Origin of the sequence: Chitinophaga sancti (genome assembly GCF_034424315.1) — a bacterium.
GTDB classification, from domain to species: Bacteria; Bacteroidota; Bacteroidia; order Chitinophagales; family Chitinophagaceae; genus Chitinophaga; species Chitinophaga sancti.
On sequence record NZ_CP139972.1, the window covers coordinates 4281613 to 4301106 of the forward strand.

Below are 19494 nucleotides of genomic sequence, written 5' to 3' on the forward strand. Positions count from 1 at the left end.
CGTATGATTAGTAAAAGGTCCCTGATTTGCCGGCAGCAGCATCAGTAGCTTTCATTCCCATCACATATCTGAGTCCACCCAGCACGTGCCGCATGTACGTTTGATCGCTGTACGATTCTTTGGTATGCCCCAGCTCCGTATAAAAAGCTCTGCCACCATCGAAGTCATGATACCATGCCATCGGGTGGTTATCGCCGTTCTTCCCACCTTCGTAACTGCGCTCATCTATTTTGAGCAACACATGTACGTCGGGGTTCAGATCTTTGAAATTATACCACTCATCCCATCTGGACCATTTATCGCCCAGGTGACGGGTGGCATCATTCGTTTTATCTACCACATTGAGGGTAGCTGTTTGTTGCTTGGGATGGCTGAGGAACCATGCACCCACCAGCTTATTGTACCATGGCCAGTCATACTCTGTATCGGTCGCAGCATGAATTCCCATGAACCCACCGCCTTTGTGAATGTACTTTTCCATAGCGGCCTGTTGCTTGTCATCTAATACGTTGCCTGTCGTGTTTAAAAATAACACAGCTGCGTACTTTTTTAGGTTTTTGTATACAAAGGCATTGGCATCTTCAGTGGTATCCACATCAAAGCCATTCTCCTGTCCGAGTTGTATCATGGCCACTTTGGCAACAGGAATACAATCGTGCCGGAAGCCCATTGTTTTGGAAAACACCAGCAAACGTGGACGTGCCACGGCCATGAGCCGGGTCATAGGATACAGCATCAACAGCGCGGTGGTACATACAATACCAACAAACAGTTTTTTCATATTATATTATAGTGTTTTGATCTTGAGACTACGATAGCTCACTACGTTGCCATGATCCTGCAGCGCGATATGTCCTTTGGAGAACTTCATAAACCCTTCCCAGGTTTTAAATTTACTATTAGCCAGCAGGGCTTTCCATTCATCACTGCCAACGGTAGTTTCAACAGTTTTGGTGCCATTGAGCCAGAAAGTGAGGTGGCCATCTTTTTTCAGAATGCGTGCTTTGTTCCACTCTCCTACTGGTTTTGCGGTGTTCATTGTAGCCTTTTTCAGGTCATACAGATCACCGGAATTATGTTTAGGGTATTTACCATCAGGATGGCGGGTATCGTCCAGCACCTGCATTTCGGCACCTGTCAGGTAGGTAGCGCCATATTTTGAATCTTCGTGTACGCTGAAGATCAGGCCACTGTTCCCACCTTCGGAGATCTTCCATTCGTAGGTAAAATCATAATTTTCATATTCATCGTTGGTAACAAGGTCGCCACCACCTTTCTTTACAGCGGTATCCAGTACAAAAGCACCGTCTTGTATTTTCCACCTGTCTGCGGCTGAAGATTGTAGATAAGAATGCCAGCCATTGGTTGTTTTGCCGTCGAATAATAATTTCCAGCCGTCCTTTTGTTCCTTAGCAGTTAAAGTATTGGGTTGTTGCGCGAAAACAGCGGCCGACGAGAGACTGAGCGCCAAAACGGGAATGAGCAATTTCATGTGATTAATGGATTTGTTTGGGTTTTGGAATTTTAGCAAAAGCGGATTACGAAAAGAATCAATAAACGAGGTACAATGGTTCCGCAGATCATCCACAGAATGACATAGTTGAGACCCGTAAATTTATTCTACCCGTAATCCGCTACGGATAATTATCTAAACTACTTTAAAGACAGAATGTACTTCACCATTTCAGTGGCGTCGTCCTTGGTTACATTAGGGTGTGCCAGCATTGGAACTTCACCCCAATGACCGCTACCACCAGCAATGATCTTGTCTGCCAGCATAGTAATGTTAGCATCAGTGGCGGCATATTTCGCTGCTACTTCTTTGTAAGCAGGTCCTACCACTTTCATGTCTACTTTATGGCAGGTAAGGCAATCCGATTTCGAGATCAGGGCCAAACCTTTTGAAGCTGCAGCATCTGCCGCACCTTCTTTTACCATGGAGTTATCAACAGGCGCTTCGTTGCTGCTGCTTGTTGATGTGTCTTTTTTTTCGCTGCTGTTATCGCTGCCACCACATGAGGCAAGAAAAAATGCACTTAATACGAATGGTGCCAGATAACGCATTCTCATTTTAGATTCCATTTTATAAGTCCTATTTCAGATTATGACAAATACAGATTGTGTAATATAAGTAACCTTATAGTTAAATTGCTATAATTATGATGAAATGCCCTTTACTCCAGGCCGAGTACTTTCCGGTTCAGGCTTTCGTCCGCTCCAGCACTGGCAAAATCGTCAAACGCCTTTTCTGTCACACGGATAATGTGATCTTTGATGAACGGCGCACCTTCTCTCGCACCATCTTCCGGATGCTTCAGACAGCACTCCCATTCCATCACAGCCCAGCCTGAGAAATCATATTGCGTCAGTTTGCTGAATACAGCTTTAAAATCAACCTGGCCATCTCCCAGAGAACGGAATCTGCCCGGGCGATCTACCCAACCCTGGTAACCGCCATATACTCCGGAACGGCCCGTAGGATTGAATTCAGCATCTTTTACATGGAACATTTTGATCCGCTCGTGGTAAATATCTATGTACTCCAGGTAATCCAGGCATTGTAATACAAAATGGCTTGGATCGTAGAGCAGGCAAGCACGTGTATGGTTGCCGGTAGCCTCCAGGAAACGCTCGTAGGTAGCACCATCATGGAGATCTTCACCAGGATGAATTTCATAACAGAGGTCTACGCCATTTTCTTCAAACTCATTGAGGATCGGCAGCCATCGCTTAGCCAGTTCCTGGAAACCTGTTTCAACCAGGCCTGCAGGACGCTGTGGCCATGGATATACCGTATGCCAGAGCAATGCACCACTGAAAGTAGCGTGTGCATCCAGGCCCAGGTTACGGCTTGCTTTTGCAGCGTATTTCAATTGCTGAATCGCCCATTCCGTGCGTGCAGCAGGGTTACCTCTTTTCTCAGCAGGTGCAAAACCATCGAACAGGTCACTGAATGCAGGATGTACGGCAACCAGTTGCCCCTGTAAATGTGTAGAGAGTTCAGTAATTTCCAGCCCTGCAGATTGTACTAAACCTTTGATCTCATCCGCATAAGTTTTGCTTTCAGCAGCTTTTTGCAAATCGAAGATATTTGGATCTGAAGTAGGGATCTGCACGCCTTTAAAACCTAAGCCGGCAGCCCATTTACAGATGTTATCCAATGTATTGAAAGGGGCAGTATCACCTAGGAACTGCGCCAGAAATATGCCCGGTCCTTTGATAGTTTTCATAATAGGTTAGATTTCAAATTTTGTCCATTTTTCGTTGCTATGTCCCGATTTAACGACGTTTTCTATGAAGGCCATCCCTCTTACGCCATCATCTGCACCAGGAAAATCAAGTGCCTCAGGAGCAGGCGTTTCACCTTTCAGTTTAGCCTGTAACGTGAGTGCGAAGTTGCGATACAGGTTCCCGAATGCTTCCAGGTAACCCTCCGGATGCCCGCCGGGAGTGCGGGTATTGTGGATAGCATAACTACTTTGTAAACCACCGTAGTTATTGCCTGCGCGATAAATTTCAGCCGGTTTATCCAGCCATTTTACAAGTAGGGTATTAGGTTCCATCTGGTGCCATTCAATACCACCTTTTTCACCATAAACCCTGATGGTCAGATTATTTTCTTCACCGGCAGCCACCTGGGAGGCAATGAGCACACCAGATGCACCATTATCAAATTTCAGCAATACCCCACCATCATCATCCAAAGCACGACCTGGTACTACAATATTGAGATCTGCACACAGTTTGTCGATTTTCAGCCCACTGATATATTCAGCCAGATTGGCAGCGTGTGTACCGATATCGCCCATGCAGCCTGCTTTTCCTGAACGGCTGGGGTCTGTACGCCAGGCAGCTCCTTTGCTATCTTTTTCAGAGAAAGTGCTCAGCCAACCCTGTGGATATTCAACATATACCTTTCTGATCTTGCCAAATACACCATCTTTCACCATTTGCTTAGCCTGCTTTACCATAGGGTAACCAGTGTAAGTATGGGTGAGTAATAAGGAGAGGCCTGTGGCATCTACCTTTGCTTTTAGTTGTTTGGCTTCTTCGAGGGTAAATGTGATGGGCTTGTCAATCGCTACATGGAAACCTTTTTCCAGCGCGAGCATCGCTGGTTCAAAGTGCACATGGTTGGGTGTAACAATCGCAATAAAATCCAGTTTTTCATCTGCCGGCTTATTTGCTTCTGCTTCCAGCATCGTTTTGTAGTCAGGATAAGTCCTGTCGGGGTGAAGGAACAACATTTCGCCGGAGGCTTTGGAGATTTCCGGGTCAGAACTGAATGCACCTGCTTTTAGTTCAATCAGACCATCCATATTCGCAGCGATTCTATGAATAGCACCGATGAAGGCATTCTTTCCGCCCCCAATCATACCCATTCGTAACTTACGGTTCATTTGCAATAACTTTTTTTTCTTTATGATAGGTTTGAATTGTTTTTTGCAGCCCGCAGCATGAAACGGGTGCTTTGTGCACGTGTTTTTATCTCATAACGTCATTACTCCACAGCTTTTAAATGTAGAAAACTCCCGGGAAATTTCGTCATGAAATTTCTCTTTTGCCGGAAATAGGCAAATTTCTAATGATGCCGAAGTTGTTTTGTAATAAAAAAATATTATAGTATAAGTGCGGAAAAAATGCAAGTAGAAAGAATATAATTGGCTTATAAACAACAATCTATATAAAAAGGAAGAGCCTGATAAGACTATCCGGCTCTTGTTTTACTATCCTATGAAAACCCTAATACTGTAAAGGTAGACTGTTGAAACAAATGAAGGTGTTAAACGGTCGTTAATAAAGTCTTTTTTTTAAAGTGTACTTTATACACATGAATCTATTAGAACCAAACGTATACAAATGAAGGAATTGATTATTTATACTCATTTTTGTACATTGAGAACTATATATTAATACCTATGAGCAAAGTTCTGTTATCCTTTGCGGCTGTCACCCTTCTCTTTTCCTGCACCTACATAGGAAAAGAGGTACCTATCAGTGAACAGGATCGTATTTTAGCTGATTCCCTGCATATTGAGCGAAGCGCTATATCCGATATCCGAACCCTCACTACAGCACCCTTTCATATGCTGGGAGAAAATGCCGGGCTGGAGTTTGAATATCATCCAAAAGCGGAAAAATATGAGCGGATCCGTAAAAAGCTGCTGGCAGCGGGCTATTTCCTCTTTAAATCCGAAGAAAACTACGGCAATCTGCCTGACCAGTATGCATTGATCAAATCCAAAGATCAGTTTGACATCATTCAATTAAAATGCACCGCTGCGCCTAATTATGACATTTCTAATGACAGCCTGCTGATCAGACTGCATGATTGGCATAATCGTTATTCGCTTGAAATTCTCGGCGCAGGCAGCGATTGGTTCGAAGCCCGCATCGCCCATATTCCTGCGGCAGAACTCGATTCATTTGCCAGGGAGGTCCATGCTTTTTGCCCGGATATTGCGGAGGAAGGCGTTGGAAATGTGGAAGATCTGGTCCAGGAGCTGAAAGACTCGAAAACTTTGTATCTCTGGTGGGATTAAAATTTATTTTTTCCGGTTTAACTGTCATCCTACGGCATTACAGCATAACTATGTGCAAATAATTCCTAATTTTACGGGCCTTGCCGGAAACCCGGATAGCTGACACCTTGTCACCGGTCGCTTTCCAAGCATAATATTTGGGTAAGGAAACGGAAAATGGAGCATAGGCATCCTATGGCCCTACAACTATTTTAACAATCATTCGTAATAAACTAGACATGTTAGGTTTTTTAACAAAACTTTTTGGCGGGCATAAATCGGAGCGAGATATCAACACGATCATGCCTGTGGTGAAAAAGATCAACGAGGAGTATGAAAAACTGCAATCCCTGCCTGTAGACCAGCTGCGTAACAAAACGCAGGATTTTCGCCAACGGATCAAAGCCCATTTGTCGAAGATTGACGGTGTAATTGCTGAGAAACAGACTGAGGCTGAACAGACTGAAGAGGTAACTGTAAAAGATACCATCTATCAGGAAGTGGACAAGCTGAAGAAAGACAGAGATAAACAAATTGAAGAAATACTGAAGGAAATATTGCCTGAAGCATTTGCAACTGTAAAAGCGGCTGCTTATCGCCTCACCAATAATCCAACCATTACTGCCACAGCTACTCAGCTGGACAGAGAACTGGCAGTAAGAAAAGATTACCTGAGCATTGAAGGTGACAATGTGACGTGGAAAAATACATGGACTGCTGCTGGTAGCCAGGTAACCTGGAACATGGTACATTATGATGTACAGCTCATAGGTGGTATCGTACTCCACGAAGGTAAGATCTCCGAAATGGCAACAGGTGAAGGTAAAACCCTCGTATCTACCCTGCCTGCTTACCTGAATGCATTGGCTGGCGAAGGTGTTCACATTGTAACAGTGAACGATTACCTCGCTCGTCGTGACTCTGAGTGGAATGGTCCTCTCTTCGAATTCCTGGGTATCACCGTAGATTGTATCGACAAGCACCAGCCTAATACCGCTGAACGTCGTGCAGCTTACCTGGCTGACATTACCTATGGTACCAACAATGAATTTGGTTTTGACTACCTCCGTGATAACATGGTGCATACACCAGACGAAATGGTGCAACGTAAGCACCACTTTGCCATGGTGGATGAAGTGGATAGCGTATTGGTGGATGACGCCCGTACCCCTCTCATCATCTCCGGCCCTATCCCCCGTGGAGAAGAACAGGAGTTCCATACATTAAAACCTCGCATCGAACGTCTGATCAATGCGCAACGCCAGGCAACTAACCAGTTCCTGATCGAAGCTAAAAAACTGATCGCTGAAGGTAAAGATGACCCCAAAACAGGTGGTCTCGCCCTGATGCGTGCATGGCGCGGTTTACCAAAAAGCGGTGCGCTGATCAAATACCTGAGCGAACCAGGTATCAAAGTATACTTACAGAAAGCGGAGAACTATTACCTCGCCGACCAACAGCGCGAAATGCCAAAGGTTGATGAGGAACTGTACTTCAGCATCGATGAAAAAAATAATACCGTAGACCTGACAGATAAAGGTATTCACCTGATCACACAATCCGGTGAAGATCCAAACTTCTTCATCATGCCTGACGTAGGCTCTGAGATCGCTGAGATCGAAAAGCTGGAACTGAGCGCTGATGAAAAACTGCACCGTAAAGATGCCCTCCTGCAGGACTTCGCACAGAAATCTGATCGTATCCACTCCGTTCAGCAATTGCTGAAAGCATATACCCTCTTCGATAAAGATGTAGAGTATGTGGTAATGGATGAAAAAGTGAAGATCGTAGATGAACAAACAGGTCGTATCCTGGATGGCCGTCGTTATTCCGATGGTTTACACCAGGCAATTGAAGCGAAAGAAAACGTAAAAGTGGAAGCTGCTACGCAAACATTCGCAACAGTAACCCTGCAGAACTACTTCCGTATGTATCACAAGCTGGCTGGTATGACCGGTACAGCGGTGACAGAAGCGGGTGAGTTCTGGGAAATCTACAAACTGGATGTTGTTACCATTCCAACTAACCTCCCTATTACCCGTAAGGATAATGAGGACTTAGTATATAAAACAAAGCGTGACAAATACAGGGCCGTAATCGACGAAGTGAAGAAACTGCAGGCAGAAGGACGCCCGGTACTGGTAGGTACTACCTCCGTAGAGGTGTCTGAGTTACTGAGCAAGTTGCTGACACTCGATAAAGTGCCTCACAATGTATTGAACGCAAAACAACACGCACGTGAAGCACAGATCGTAGCAGAAGCGGGGCTGAAAGGTGCTGTGACCATCGCTACCAACATGGCAGGTCGTGGTACGGATATCAAGCTCGGACCTGGTGTGAAAGATGCAGGTGGTCTGGCCATCATTGGTACAGAACGCCATGAAAGCCGTCGTGTAGACCGCCAGTTGCGTGGTCGTGCCGGTCGTCAGGGAGATCCCGGTACCTCTCAGTTCTTTGTATCCCTGGAAGATGACCTGATGCGTATGTTCGGTTCTGATCGTATCGCAGGTCTGATGGACCGTATGGGCTATAAAGAAGGAGAAGTGATCCAGCATAGCATGATCACCCGTTCCATCGAAAGAGCACAGAAGAAAGTAGAAGAAAATAACTTCGGTATCCGTAAGCGTTTGCTGGAATACGATGACGTGATGAACAAACAACGTACAGTGATCTACGCTAAACGTAATCACGCCTTGTTTGGCGAACGCCTGGCGATCGATATCGACAACTCATTCTATGATGTAGCAGAAAGCATTGCAAATACACACAGGGAAACCGGTGACCTGGAAGCACTGAAACTGGATGCGATCCTCAATTTCGCGATCGATGTGGATGTTACCCAGGAAGAACTGACCAAGGGTGATGTTAATGCACTGGCATCTAAACTGTATCAAGCAGCAAAAGAGAACTACCATCGTAAAGTGCAGGATGTTGCGCAGAATACACTGCCAGTCATCAAGCAGATCTACGAAGAGCAGGGTCACCATATTGAGAATATCTCTATTCCATTTACTGATGGCAAGAGAGGTGTGAATGTACTGGCTAACCTGCAGAAAGTGGTAGACACCAATGGTTACGAAACCATCAATTCCCTGGAGCGTAACATCACCCTGTCACTGATTGATGATGCGTGGAAAGAGCACCTGCGTGCAATGGATGACCTGAAACAATCTGTACAGAGTGCGGTGTGGGAACAGAAAGATCCACTGTTAATTTACAAGTTCGAGGCTTTCAATCTCTTCAAAGAGGTGACTGCGGAGACAAGTAAGGAGATCGTATCTTTCCTGTGTAAATGTGGAATTCCGGTACAGGAAGATGGACGTGCACAACAGCAACAGCAGCAACAACAACAGCGTCAGCAGGCACAGATCAGGGAGGCCAGAGAGCAGCAGCCGCGTACTGATATGAGCAAGCTGAGGGCAACACATCAGGATTTTGAGACGACGAATGGCCATGAGGCGCAGGAGTATGCTACAAATGCGGAGCCGGTGAAGCAGGATCCGGTGAAGGTGGGGCCTAAGGTTGGGAGAAATGATCCTTGCCCTTGTGGTAGTGGAAAGAAGTTTAAGAATTGTCATGGGAAGGATTTGTAGTCCTGACCTGATGAAAATAGTAAAGGGTGTCTCAGCGGAGGCACCCTTTGTTTTTTATATAAAAAAGGATTTCGCAAGCTGGTTTAAAAGGGATTACGCAGCAAGATCAAGAGCAGGTTTGAGGCGAGGACGGAAAAAAGCGAGGATATTATGGGGGTTACGAACGCAGATCTGGATATGGGTTTTTAGTTTTATTGCTGAACCAGGAAAAGCAGAAGCGCCTTCAAGAAAGGCATTTCGAACGGTGTCGAAGCTGGCAGTAAGTTCGAAGCCCAACTTTTGTCGTTCAAGTTCCCGACTCATGCTCATTCTCTTGTGCATATATTCAATTACTGCACAATCTAATTTTCTTAGCAGTTTGTCCTTATAAGGATCTGATTTAACATCTTCGTTATAAAACATGATACCATGTTCCGCTATCATTTCCTCATAATACCCTACTAACCTTTTGGTGTGTTTTATATTCAGAAAATCACAACAATTACCGGCGGCAATGTAAGCTCCCACCACTGCCGGTTGTTTAATTTTTCCTTGTCGATGCCTTTCCAGGGCCCATTTCCAGGCTCTATTTAGATCATTTTCCCAGAAATACATTCCGTGGCCGAGCCAATCGTAAGGATTTTTATTAAAATGGAACTCTTTGGGAGAATTAATTAATTTCTGACAGGTTTCCTCATCACATCCATGGAAACCCAATATCAGCTGGTTTTTCATTTCGTACATAAAAGAATCTATTGTTTTTTTAAAGATTTCAGATAACGACCTATTGGTTCAAACTCAGGAGTAACTACCCCATTTTCGTCAGTCCATCCCAAGCGGTGGAAATACTTTATCCTTTCCTCGGGTGTAAAGTTTTTAAATCTTTCCCGACCTAATCTTAAATCCTCATCTATTCTCCAAAGCTGGAAATCCGGATGAAAAATACTCATCATAACATTTTGTTTTAATTGTGAATAATAATTTACCCCACAAAAATAACCTCTATCCCCCTCCCAGCCTAGCTTTCCCTAATCCATTTTTGTTCATTCTGCATAAACTTTTTCTCACTTTAACCATTCCCGTTCATTCCTGACAATCCTACAATTTTCCCTACCTTCGCACCCGAAAACCACTTCACTATGCAGCTGAACAAATACATCGACCACACGGTCCTCAAACCTACCACCACCCTCGAAGACATCAAAAACCTCTGCATGGAAGCCGTTGAATACGACTTCGCCGCAGTATGCGTTCCCCCTCCCTTCGTCAAGGTAGCCAAAACCTTCACCAGCAGCACCTCTACAAAAGTAGCCACCGTCATCGGCTTCCCCTTCGGCTACTCGGCCATCGAAGCCAAACTAGCCGAACTCGTCCTCGCCATCGTTGACGAAGCCGACGAAGTCGACATGGTTGCCAACCTCCTCGCCATCCGCAACAAAGACTGGGACTACATAGAAAAAGAAATCAATAATATCATGGCCGTGATCCGCAACCAACCTAAAAAGGTGGTCCTGAAAGTGATCATAGAAAGTGGCATATTATTGGAAGAAGAGATCATTAAGTGCTGCGAGATATATGCTAAATACGGCGTAGACTATGTTAAAACATCCACCGGGTACGCCGAAAAAGGCGCCTCCGTGGAAGCTGTAAAACTGATGCGGGCCCATCTGCCACAAAATATTCAGATAAAAGCTTCAGGCGGAGTTCGTACATTTACCTTCGCCCAGGAGCTCATCGCTGCCGGCGCTACCAGGTTGGGAACTTCCAGCGGCGTAGCACTCATGAAAGAGGCTAAAGGGGAGGCTACTACTGGTGCCACAGGCGCATATTAACCATCACCCCAATCCTCTAAACAACTGAACATGAAACACATATTCATATTATTATCCGGATTACTGATCGGAACTCTTGCTTCTGCTCAGGACAATACCCTGGCCACTGCCAATACAGGCGGTGTGAAAGTGGTAAAAGACAGCCGGCTCGACCTGCTGATCAAAAAACAGATCTATATCAATACCCTCGCTATCCGTAACCAACCAGGTTTTAGGGTACAGGTCATTTCTACCAACAAAAGAAATGAAGCGACCGACATGAAAGCGAAGGTGATGCAACTCTACCCTGACTTCCGTACTTACCTGGATTACCAGGCGCCTTATTTCAAGGTACGCGTAGGTGATTTCAAAAACAGGGATGAAGCTGCCGACCTGAGAGATAAATTATCTTCCAGCTTCACTGGCGGCGTATTCGTAGTGCCAGCCACTATTAATGTACAACCAGAGAAAGAAGCAGGGAATGAAGAATCGTATTAAGGAACTCGCGCACAAATACGCGCCTGAGTTCATTGCTATCAGAAGACATATTCACGCAAATCCCGAACTGTCCTTCCAGGAATTCGAGACGTCAAAGTACATTCAGCAACAACTGGATACTTTCGGGGTAAAATATACTGCCGGTATAGCCGGCACCGGTATTGTTGCGATCATCGAAGGAAAAAATCCTGCAAAAAAAGTCATCGCACTCCGTGCCGATATCGATGCCCTCCCCATTACCGAAGCAAACGATGTACCTTATAAATCATTGAATTCCGGTATTATGCACGCCTGTGGGCATGATGTACATACCACCTGCGTACTGGGCGCTACCCGCATTCTCCAGGAGCTGAAAGATGAATTCGAAGGCACCATCAAGATCCTCTTCCAGCCCGGAGAAGAAAAACATCCTGGCGGAGCAAGTCTCATGATCAAAGATGGAGCACTGGAAAACCCACGCCCCGATGCAATTCTCGGTATGCACGTACAACCTTCTATGGAAGCCGGTTTACTGGGTTTTCGTGCAGGTCAGTACATGGCAAGCGCCGATGAGATTTATATCAATATCAAAGGCAAAGGCGGTCACGCTGCCCAACCTCACCTCACTACAGATATTATTCTCGTGGCATCGCACCTGGTCGTAAGCTTACAACAGGTGATCAGCCGTAACAATAATCCTTTCTCTCCGTCCGTTCTCAGTATCTGCGCATTCAATGGCGGTTACACCACCAATGTAATTCCCAGCGAAGTGAAACTGATGGGCACATTCAGGGCTATGGATGAAACCTGGCGCTTTAAGGCCCATGAGATCATCAAAAAACAGGCAACTGAATTAGCACACGCCATGGGAGCTGAGATCGAAATTGATATACTGGTAGGTTACCCCTGCCTGTATAACAATGAAGAAGTGACAGAACGCTCCAGAACACTGGCAGGAGAATATCTTGGACAGGAACATGTACAGGATACTGAAGTGAGAATGGGAGCTGAGGACTTCGCTTTTTATAGCCAGATTATCCCCGCTTGTTTCTTCCGCTTAGGAACAGGTAACGTTGCAAAAGGTATTACCTCCGGTGTACACACACCTACATTTGATATCGATGAACGTGCCATTGAAACAGGCATAGGTACAATGGCTTATCTTGCTACACAAATCTGATAAAATATGGAGGGGCTGACTTCTATGTTGAAAAACAAGCCCCGAGAAAAAAAGTAAAAAAAACTTTTAGGCTGGTCTTTTTAGGCCAGCTTTTATTTTACCTATAAAAACAATCTTCTCTTAGCAGACATTGCTATGCAAGCTGCAAATTCTTGTATTATTCTCTATAGGAAGCCATATGCAAACTAAAAAGAGTGGTCTTGTAAATAAGCCACAGTCAGCCCCTATCAACATGGCTTTATTTATATCAAAATCAAATCTTAGTTTCTTTTAAATTGCACTAGTTTTAACATAGCAATTTCATCTAACCTCAATCCTATCATACTATCTGCTTTAATACTGAAATTCCTCAGCGTTACATCCTGTAGATAAACACTTCCATACATTCCTAACTGCACATTCATATTGTCGAAATTTCCCATGTTACGGGTCACTATTTTATTCTGTTGTCCTCCATTATAAGTAAAATTGTCAATTTCCAATGCTGACATTTCCACACAACAGTTATTAGCAGCAACCACTTCCAATGACGGTTGTTTTAAGGCAATAATATCCACCTTCAAACTATCTTTCGCTAATCTGATGTATTGAACAGACTGACAATAAACGGTGATATCTTTCCTCTACCCACAACCCCTCCCCTAAATTGTTAAAAAAATATTTGTAGCGACTTTTCTACACATTAAGAATTTTTAATAAATTATATTTGCCAACGTGGTTTAAATTAAAAATAATCCCTATGAAAGGTACCATATCCGCCTTGCTTAGTTTAAGCCTCCTGTTAACTGCATTTGTGGCCTCCGCACAGTTCGTAAAATCAAAAGACCTGGAGAAATTGAAGAAACGGACGAAAATTATCGTAGTAAAAGAAGTCCCTGATAAGAGTATTCTAAAACAACTACGTCGCCACAGCCACGCACAAGCAGAGGAGTATAAGCAAGCCATTAAACAGTTAAACCTGGATTTCCCTGAAGTGGTCAGACAATTCTGGAACGTGGATGGAGTCACAGCTATAATTGAACAGAGAACAGAAAAAGAAGTCGAAAAGCTGCGAAAGAAAAATGACAGAAGTACCATTGTAATGGACTGTCAATCGCTGCATGTGAAACCAAGTAAAAGTCATTATGCCAAATCTGCACAAACATTTACATCTGACCTGGTGTGGAAAAGTGATTCGAAAGATTTGAGTGTGCCGGTCATTAACATGTACTTCATTGAAAATGATGTAACCAAGCCATTCTATATCCAGAACATGTCGGAACGCTTTCCGGATTTCCTGGATCTGGCAGTGGGCATCCGCCTATCCACCTATGTGTTTTCAGAACATGTAGACGATAAGGCAGCGAAAGCCATGATGCAGTCTACCAGTAAGCACAATGCGATCTACCTGAAAGACAGAACATTGATCCTGTGCAACAACTGGCTGGATGATGATTTTGAAAAAGGGAAGGCAGGAACAGATTATCCCTATCCTATTAAGTATGTAAATTATGAAGATCTGGAGGGGCTTTTCAGAAAAGATGGTTTTACCGGAACAGTAATGGCCTATGTACCGGCAGGCGTGTTTTCTACATTTGATAAAAACAACCCGAGTATGGAAGTGCATGTTCCTGTAGTGATTGATCCTATTAATGGGATGCCGCTGTGCCACACAGATATCAGTGATGAAATGTTTCAGGCATGGGGCTACTCATTAATCCCTAAAATGGGGAAGTCGATCGTAGGCTTCAGAAAAATCCGCAACGAAGACATCCGGAACTTTGCAAAATCAATGAAAGAATAAAAGCGAAAGCCGCCCGTTCGGGCGGCTTTCGCTTTATAAACATTTCAATTCACATCCAACCTACAACTCAGGATACAGCGGGAACTGCTTCATAAAATCATTCACCGCACCTCTCACTGACGCAATCTTTGCCTCATTATCCGCATCCATCAACAACTCATCAATCCAGGATACCACCTGGCCCATATGCGCTTCCGTCATCCCTCTTGAAGTAATCGCTGGTACACCAACACGAATACCAGAAGTCACAAATGCAGACTTATCATCAAACGGCACCATATTCTTATTCACAGTAATATCCGCTTTCACCAACACCTGCTCTGCCTTTTTACCAGAAATATTCTTGTTACGCAGGTCAATCAGCATCAAGTGGTTATCAGTACCGCCAGATACAATCTGGTAGCCCTTATCCACCAATGCCTTAGACATTGCCTGGGCATTCTTAATAATCTGCTTAGCATATACTGTATAATCGTCAGACAAGATCTCAAAGAAAGAAACCGCCTTCGCAGCAATCACATGCTCCAACGGACCACCCTGAATACCAGGGAACACCGCTGTATCAATCAGGCTGCTCATCATACGGATCTCACCTTTCGGCGTCTTCAGGCCAAACGGATTTTCGAAATCTTTGCCCAGCATGATCATACCACCACGAGGTCCACGCAGTGTTTTGTGGGTAGTAGTCGTTACAAAATGACAATGTTCAAACGGAGAGTTCAACAATCCTTTCGCAATCAAACCAGCAGGATGAGCAATATCTGCCATCACAAAAGCACCTACCTGATCAGCGATCGCACGGATACGTTTGTAATCCCAGTCACGGCTGTAAGCAGAAGCACCACAAATAATCACCTGTGGTTTCTCTTTCAGCGCAATCTCTTCCATTTTGTCATACTCGACCAGACCAGTTTCCTTGTTCACACCATAAGAGAATGGCTGATACAGTTTACCGGAGAAGTTCACCGGGGAACCGTGTGTCAGGTGACCACCCATGCTCAGGTCCAGACCCAGGATCTTATCACCTGGTTTCAGGATCGCCAGCAATACAGCAGCATTTGCCTGCGCACCAGAGTGCGGCTGTACGTTTACATACTCAACACCAAAGATCTCTTTTGCCCTGTCAATAGCCAGCTGTTCACTCAAATCCACCACTTCACAGCCACCATAATATCTACGTCCGGGATAACCTTCTGCATATTTGTTAGTCAGTACAGTACCCATTGCCTGAATTACCTGCAAGCTGGTAAAGTTCTCTGATGCAATCAATTCTATACCATGACGCTGACGCTCCAGCTCCTGGCCGATGATATTAAATATTTGCTGATCTCTTTGCATTTACATTGAAAATTTGCGACAAAGTTAATCGATTTTATGGATAGTCAATAGTTCAATTTTAACAATTACTAGAATTTTCTTCTATAAAAATTCATAATGACAGTTAATTCCACTGCCTACGTATTACATACCATGCATTCCTCCCTGTGTAGGGGCTTTTCCACTATTCTATTTATAAATTTTGTTCTACCTTCACGCCCTCGGTAGACTAAAAAATCAAATCGCTGCGGTACATGAAGGCCATTATACCTGTAGCCGGTGCTGGCACCAAGCTACGTCCACATACATATACTCAGCCTAAAGCGTTAATCCCGCTCGCGGGCAAAACAATCCTCAGTATTATTATTGATCAGCTGGAGGAAGCAGGCATTACCGAATTCGTCTTCGTCATCGGTTACCTGGGAGAGAAAATCCAACATTATGTGCAGAAGAAATATCCTCACCTCACCTGTCACTTCGTACAGCAAAATCTACGTGAAGGTACCGGTCATGCCATCCTGTTGACTAAAAATGTAGTGGGTGACGACGAAATACTCATCGTTCTCGGTGATACCATCTGTGAAGGTAATATCAGGGAACTCATCGCCTCTCCTGTCTCGCAACTGGGCCTGAAAAAAGTGGATGATCCCCGCAGTTTTGGAGTAGCCGAACTCAATGATGCCGGAGACATCGCGAGGGTGGTCGAAAAACCACAGATCCCGAAATCAAACCTGGCCCTGGTAGGTATCTATAAAATTAAGGAAACCGACCAGCTCTATGATTGCCTGGAAAGGAACATGACAGAACATAAAAGGTCACACGATGAGTTTCAGCTCACAGATGCCCTGCAATGCATGATCGAACATGGTGTACAGTTTACCCCCTTCAAAGTGAGTAATTGGTTCGACTGCGGCCGCAAGGAAACCCTTTTGGAAACAAATGCTATCTTACTCAGTAAATATAAAGTACCCGCCAATCCGATCCTTCCATATGAGAATGCGATCATCATCCCTCCGGTAAGTATTGGCGAAGGATGTAATATTAAGAATTCTATCATCGGACCAAATGTTGCGATCGGAGATAATACGGTGATCAATTACTCTATCGTCAAGGACTCTATCATCGGTTCTTACAGTAACCTGTACGAAGTGGTGCTGAAATCTTCCCTGATCGGTAGCGATGCAAATATTCGCGGACTTAGCCAGAGTTTGAATATCGGCGATAATACAGAAATTGATCTGGGATGAAACATTCATTAAGCTATGGAGATTTTTTCACGGCTTAGGTTATTGTTCTTAAAACAGCGCACAACATTTTGATGCCTTTCGCTTAAGTTTAATACTTTTCGAATAATTCGGAAATAGCTCTCATATGATCCTCATCACATTCGGTTTAAATTAAGCTCCTTACATTTACGGTTATGAACCGTATATCTCAACTCTTTAATATAGAATACCCAATCATACAAGCAGGTATGATCTGGGCGAGTGGCTGGCGCCTTGCCAGTGCAGTGAGCAATGCCGGTGGCCTGGGGCTGCTCGGCGCAGGTAGTATGTACCCTGATGTATTGCAGGAACACATCACAAAATGTAAGCAGGCAACCGCTAAACCTTTCGGTGTAAATCTTCCTTTGCTCTACCCAAATATCGAAGAGCATATAAAAATCATCATTGCCAACAAAGTACCTATCGTATTCACTTCCGCAGGTAATCCAAAAACATGGACTTCCATCCTGAAAGCCGAAGGCATCAAGGTTGTCCATGTAGTGGCCAGCGCTGCCTTTGCACTCAAAAGCGAAGCTGCCGGCGTAGATGCGATCGTAGCAGAAGGTTTTGAAGCAGGTGGACACAATGGCAGGGAAGAAACCACTACCATGGTATTAATTCCCAGCGTATGCCAGGCGGTAAAAATCCCCGTGATCGCTGCCGGAGGTATTGCCACCGGCAGAGCCATGACAGCGGCTTTCGCCCTTGGTGCAAGTGGCGTACAGATAGGTAGTCGTTTCATAGCTACGCCAGAGGCTTCTTCACATGATCATTTTAAACAAGCCATCCTTGCCGCAAAAGAAGGTGATACCCTCCTTTCCATGAAGAAATTGACTCCAGTGCGATTACTGAAAAATGAATTCTTCAACAATGTAAAAGCTGCTGAAGAAAATGGTGCGGACAATGAATCACTGAAAATCCTCTTAGGCAGAGGACGCGCTAAAAAAGGAATGTTTGAAGGAGATATGGCTGAAGGAGAACTGGAAGTAGGACAAGTGAGTGCGATCATTGATAAAATCATGCCTGCGGCAGATGTAGTTGCTGAGATATGGAACGAATTCCAGGCAACAAAAAAGGAACTGTATCTAAACTCTACCTGGTAGAATTTCTTTTAAGCTTTTCTAATACTCTCCTACCGTGCCTTTTCTTCATTTGAATAAGAACTTCATCTGTAGAAAATATTTTCTTTGAATAAATTCTGATTAGAACTCATTTCATAATTACCATTTAAGTATTGATTATCAATTATAAAAACCTATTTATGAAATGAGTTCTGGTATATCTCCTACATTAATACCTTTAGCTCCTGAATATACGCCGGGAAGCCTGCACCTGATTTTACTTTGCCTTGAGCGGAGTGAATTTGTTGAATAGTAAACATTAGTTGGGATGTATATACTTGGAAATAATATATGCCGTAAGAGGTTTTAATTTTTTATAATTTTTCACCGGATGATAACCATCGGCTGTATAATACTCTAAAATATTATTTTCTTTATAATACCATACCCTGCCGATTGCATTCGTGGTAATCGTATCTGGGGTAGTTATCCTTCTAAAATTCTCCATCTTTAGAGGATCATAAGCAATCGCTATTGTATCTCTGAATTGCTGATTACAGGAAACCGGCACATAATGATCTCCTGCCCAGTACATACAGCGCTCATGATAAGGCACAAAAATGATACTCCAAATTATATAACCAAAAGCACCTACTAAAATTAAAATTAGTAATAATGTAGCAGGCTTAATCTTTCCTGATTTATAAGGCAGAGGTGGAATATCAATCCCCTTAATGGATTCAACTGCTACAGTTGGTTGTATCTCTTCCTCCACTTTCCCAAATTCAATATTATCGTAATTTTTTCCATGCTCCCAGGGTCGTGGTTTAAAATCTATTAACCACGCTAACAATTCGATATTTACAGGTTTTGTACTCCTGACCTGACCTTTCAAAAAGTTCGCAAGTGGCTTAAACTTGTCCACCTCATGATTATTGATCGCAATCAAATAATCCTTTGCACTCTCCTGCTTTTCAAAAAAATCCCGCAACACTTTTTCATCCTTAATAGTATGCCGCTCTTTACACACAGCATAACATTCATCCCTAAGACCTGCAGAAGTCGGCTGTATTAGCCTATTAGAAAGGACATTATCTGCCTTTTTTCTCTCGTAGTCTTTAAGAACCGCTGATTGATAATCGATAAACATATTAAATAGGATAAAGATAAACTACAGAATAATCGAAATTTTACGGGAAACCATAACGGAATAACAGGAATACCTCCGGATTTTCCTTCCCCCCATCAGAAAGATTAGAATTATCAGAACACTATACAAATCAACCACTTACACCACCCTACCTTTACCTTGAATCAATCGACACCGAATAGCTAACGGTCTACTGGCCAGGATTGATTCATCCCAGAGCAACAAAAGCGGGATCTGATAACCAGCACTGGGAAGCGATTAAAAGCTTCCGCTTTCAATGCTCAAAACTCCTTCCCAAAAAAGTAAGAAGCGCTTCTTACCTCTCACGCGGTCCAGGCCTTAGCCATGGTAATCGG

Annotated in this window: 18 protein-coding genes; 8 read left to right on the forward strand and 10 right to left on the reverse strand. The window is 43.9% G+C overall.

The window, feature by feature from the left end; genetic code table 11:
- Positions 1–7 precede the first annotated feature (7 nt).
- The 5 genes from U0033_RS16370 to U0033_RS16390 all read right to left on the reverse strand — a co-directional run bounded on the left by U0033_RS16370 (position 8) and on the right by U0033_RS16390 (position 4400).
- On the reverse strand, positions 8–781 hold the full coding sequence (locus U0033_RS16370) for a ThuA domain-containing protein (RefSeq protein ID WP_072359548.1): 774 nt from the start codon (positions 779–781) through the stop codon (positions 8–10).
- Positions 782–787: 6 nt separating this feature from the next.
- A complete protein-coding gene (locus U0033_RS16375) occupies positions 788–1492 on the reverse strand; it encodes a 3-keto-disaccharide hydrolase (protein WP_072359550.1) in 705 nt (234 codons plus the stop codon).
- 161 nt (positions 1493–1653) lie between these two features.
- Positions 1654–2070, reverse strand: a complete 417-nt coding sequence (locus tag U0033_RS16380) for a c-type cytochrome (protein WP_083571482.1) — start codon at positions 2068–2070, stop codon at positions 1654–1656.
- Between the two features lie 104 nt (positions 2071–2174).
- Complete coding sequence (locus tag U0033_RS16385; protein ID WP_072359552.1) at positions 2175–3230, reverse strand: sugar phosphate isomerase/epimerase family protein; 1056 nt, start codon at positions 3228–3230, stop codon at positions 2175–2177.
- 6 nt (positions 3231–3236) lie between these two features.
- Positions 3237–4400 carry a Gfo/Idh/MocA family protein gene (locus U0033_RS16390; RefSeq protein WP_072359554.1) on the reverse strand — a complete coding sequence of 388 codons (1164 nt, stop codon included), beginning with the start codon at positions 4398–4400 and terminating at the stop codon, positions 3237–3239.
- Positions 4401–4919: 519 nt separating this feature from the next.
- On the opposite strand from U0033_RS16390, the gene U0033_RS16395 reads away from it, so the two are divergent.
- A complete protein-coding gene (locus U0033_RS16395) occupies positions 4920–5543 on the forward strand; it encodes a DUF4253 domain-containing protein (RefSeq protein ID WP_072359556.1) in 624 nt (207 codons plus the stop codon).
- 218 nt (positions 5544–5761) lie between these two features.
- Positions 5762–9115, forward strand: coding sequence for a preprotein translocase subunit SecA (gene secA / locus U0033_RS16400; RefSeq protein WP_072359558.1), 3354 nt, complete (start codon positions 5762–5764; stop codon positions 9113–9115).
- A 93-nt stretch (positions 9116–9208) separates the two neighbouring features.
- Here secA and U0033_RS16405 read toward each other — a convergent pair whose 3' ends face one another.
- Both U0033_RS16405 and U0033_RS16410 read right to left on the reverse strand, forming a co-directional pair.
- On the reverse strand, positions 9209–9829 hold the full coding sequence (locus tag U0033_RS16405) for a hypothetical protein (protein ID WP_326980832.1): 621 nt from the start codon (positions 9827–9829) through the stop codon (positions 9209–9211).
- A gap of 17 nt (positions 9830–9846) precedes the next feature.
- Positions 9847–10047, reverse strand: a complete 201-nt coding sequence (locus tag U0033_RS16410) for a hypothetical protein (RefSeq protein ID WP_072359563.1) — start codon at positions 10045–10047, stop codon at positions 9847–9849.
- A 186-nt stretch (positions 10048–10233) separates the two neighbouring features.
- Here U0033_RS16410 and deoC point away from each other — a divergent pair, with 186 nt between their 5' ends.
- Genes deoC through U0033_RS16425 form a run of 3 tightly spaced genes read left to right on the forward strand, consistent with a single transcriptional unit; the run spans position 10234 to position 12562 of the window.
- On the forward strand, positions 10234–10926 hold the full coding sequence (gene deoC, locus U0033_RS16415; RefSeq protein ID WP_072359565.1) for a deoxyribose-phosphate aldolase: 693 nt from the start codon (positions 10234–10236) through the stop codon (positions 10924–10926).
- Positions 10927–10956: 30 nt separating this feature from the next.
- Positions 10957–11403 carry an SPOR domain-containing protein gene (locus tag U0033_RS16420; RefSeq protein WP_072359567.1) on the forward strand — a complete coding sequence of 149 codons (447 nt, stop codon included), beginning with the start codon at positions 10957–10959 and terminating at the stop codon, positions 11401–11403.
- Positions 11387–12562, forward strand: coding sequence for a M20 metallopeptidase family protein (locus U0033_RS16425; protein WP_072359569.1), 1176 nt, complete (start codon positions 11387–11389; stop codon positions 12560–12562). The genes U0033_RS16420 and U0033_RS16425 overlap by 17 nt, the downstream gene beginning before the upstream one ends.
- 260 nt (positions 12563–12822) lie before the next feature.
- On the opposite strand, the gene U0033_RS16430 is transcribed toward U0033_RS16425, so the two are convergent.
- On the reverse strand, positions 12823–13119 hold the full coding sequence (locus tag U0033_RS16430; RefSeq protein WP_143150678.1) for a hypothetical protein: 297 nt from the start codon (positions 13117–13119) through the stop codon (positions 12823–12825).
- A gap of 182 nt (positions 13120–13301) precedes the next feature.
- On the opposite strand from U0033_RS16430, the gene U0033_RS16435 reads away from it, so the two are divergent.
- Entirely contained in the window at positions 13302–14345 is a 1044-nt protein-coding gene (locus U0033_RS16435) for a hypothetical protein (RefSeq protein WP_072359573.1), read from the forward strand.
- A 60-nt stretch (positions 14346–14405) separates the two neighbouring features.
- On the opposite strand, the gene U0033_RS16440 is transcribed toward U0033_RS16435, so the two are convergent.
- Entirely contained in the window at positions 14406–15683 is a 1278-nt protein-coding gene (locus U0033_RS16440; protein WP_072359575.1) for a serine hydroxymethyltransferase, read from the reverse strand.
- A 233-nt stretch (positions 15684–15916) separates the two neighbouring features.
- On the opposite strand from U0033_RS16440, the gene U0033_RS16445 reads away from it, so the two are divergent.
- Positions 15917–16909: a sugar phosphate nucleotidyltransferase gene (locus U0033_RS16445; RefSeq protein ID WP_072359577.1), complete on the forward strand. Its 993-nt coding sequence runs from the start codon at positions 15917–15919 to the stop codon at positions 16907–16909.
- 173 nt (positions 16910–17082) lie between these two features.
- Positions 17083–18030, forward strand: coding sequence for an NAD(P)H-dependent flavin oxidoreductase (locus tag U0033_RS16450; protein WP_072359579.1), 948 nt, complete (start codon positions 17083–17085; stop codon positions 18028–18030).
- Positions 18031–18307: 277 nt separating this feature from the next.
- Here U0033_RS16450 and U0033_RS16455 read toward each other — a convergent pair whose 3' ends face one another.
- On the reverse strand, positions 18308–19138 hold the full coding sequence (locus tag U0033_RS16455) for a hypothetical protein (protein ID WP_072359583.1): 831 nt from the start codon (positions 19136–19138) through the stop codon (positions 18308–18310).
- Positions 19139–19494: the final 356 nt, after the last annotated feature.

Coding starts and splice junctions, on each gene's coding strand:
- U0033_RS16370 (WP_072359548.1), bottom strand. CDS start 781: ATGAAAAAACTGTTTGTTGGTATTGTATGTACCACCGCGCTGTTGATG.
- U0033_RS16375 (WP_072359550.1), bottom strand. CDS start 1,492: ATGAAATTGCTCATTCCCGTTTTGGCGCTCAGTCTCTCGTCGGCCGCT.
- U0033_RS16380 (WP_083571482.1), bottom strand. CDS start 2,070: ATGAGAATGCGTTATCTGGCACCATTCGTATTAAGTGCATTTTTTCTT.
- U0033_RS16385 (WP_072359552.1), bottom strand. CDS start 3,230: ATGAAAACTATCAAAGGACCGGGCATATTTCTGGCGCAGTTCCTAGGT.
- U0033_RS16390 (WP_072359554.1), bottom strand. CDS start 4,400: ATGAACCGTAAGTTACGAATGGGTATGATTGGGGGCGGAAAGAATGCC.
- U0033_RS16395 (WP_072359556.1), top strand. CDS start 4,920: ATGAGCAAAGTTCTGTTATCCTTTGCGGCTGTCACCCTTCTCTTTTCC.
- secA (WP_072359558.1), top strand. CDS start 5,762: ATGTTAGGTTTTTTAACAAAACTTTTTGGCGGGCATAAATCGGAGCGA.
- U0033_RS16405 (WP_326980832.1), bottom strand. CDS start 9,829: ATGAAAAACCAGCTGATATTGGGTTTCCATGGATGTGATGAGGAAACC.
- U0033_RS16410 (WP_072359563.1), bottom strand. CDS start 10,047: ATGATGAGTATTTTTCATCCGGATTTCCAGCTTTGGAGAATAGATGAG.
- deoC (WP_072359565.1), top strand. CDS start 10,234: ATGCAGCTGAACAAATACATCGACCACACGGTCCTCAAACCTACCACC.
- U0033_RS16420 (WP_072359567.1), top strand. CDS start 10,957: ATGAAACACATATTCATATTATTATCCGGATTACTGATCGGAACTCTT.
- U0033_RS16425 (WP_072359569.1), top strand. CDS start 11,387: ATGAAGAATCGTATTAAGGAACTCGCGCACAAATACGCGCCTGAGTTC.
- U0033_RS16435 (WP_072359573.1), top strand. CDS start 13,302: ATGAAAGGTACCATATCCGCCTTGCTTAGTTTAAGCCTCCTGTTAACT.
- U0033_RS16440 (WP_072359575.1), bottom strand. CDS start 15,683: ATGCAAAGAGATCAGCAAATATTTAATATCATCGGCCAGGAGCTGGAG.
- U0033_RS16445 (WP_072359577.1), top strand. CDS start 15,917: ATGAAGGCCATTATACCTGTAGCCGGTGCTGGCACCAAGCTACGTCCA.
- U0033_RS16450 (WP_072359579.1), top strand. CDS start 17,083: ATGAACCGTATATCTCAACTCTTTAATATAGAATACCCAATCATACAA.
- U0033_RS16455 (WP_072359583.1), bottom strand. CDS start 19,138: ATGTTTATCGATTATCAATCAGCGGTTCTTAAAGACTACGAGAGAAAA.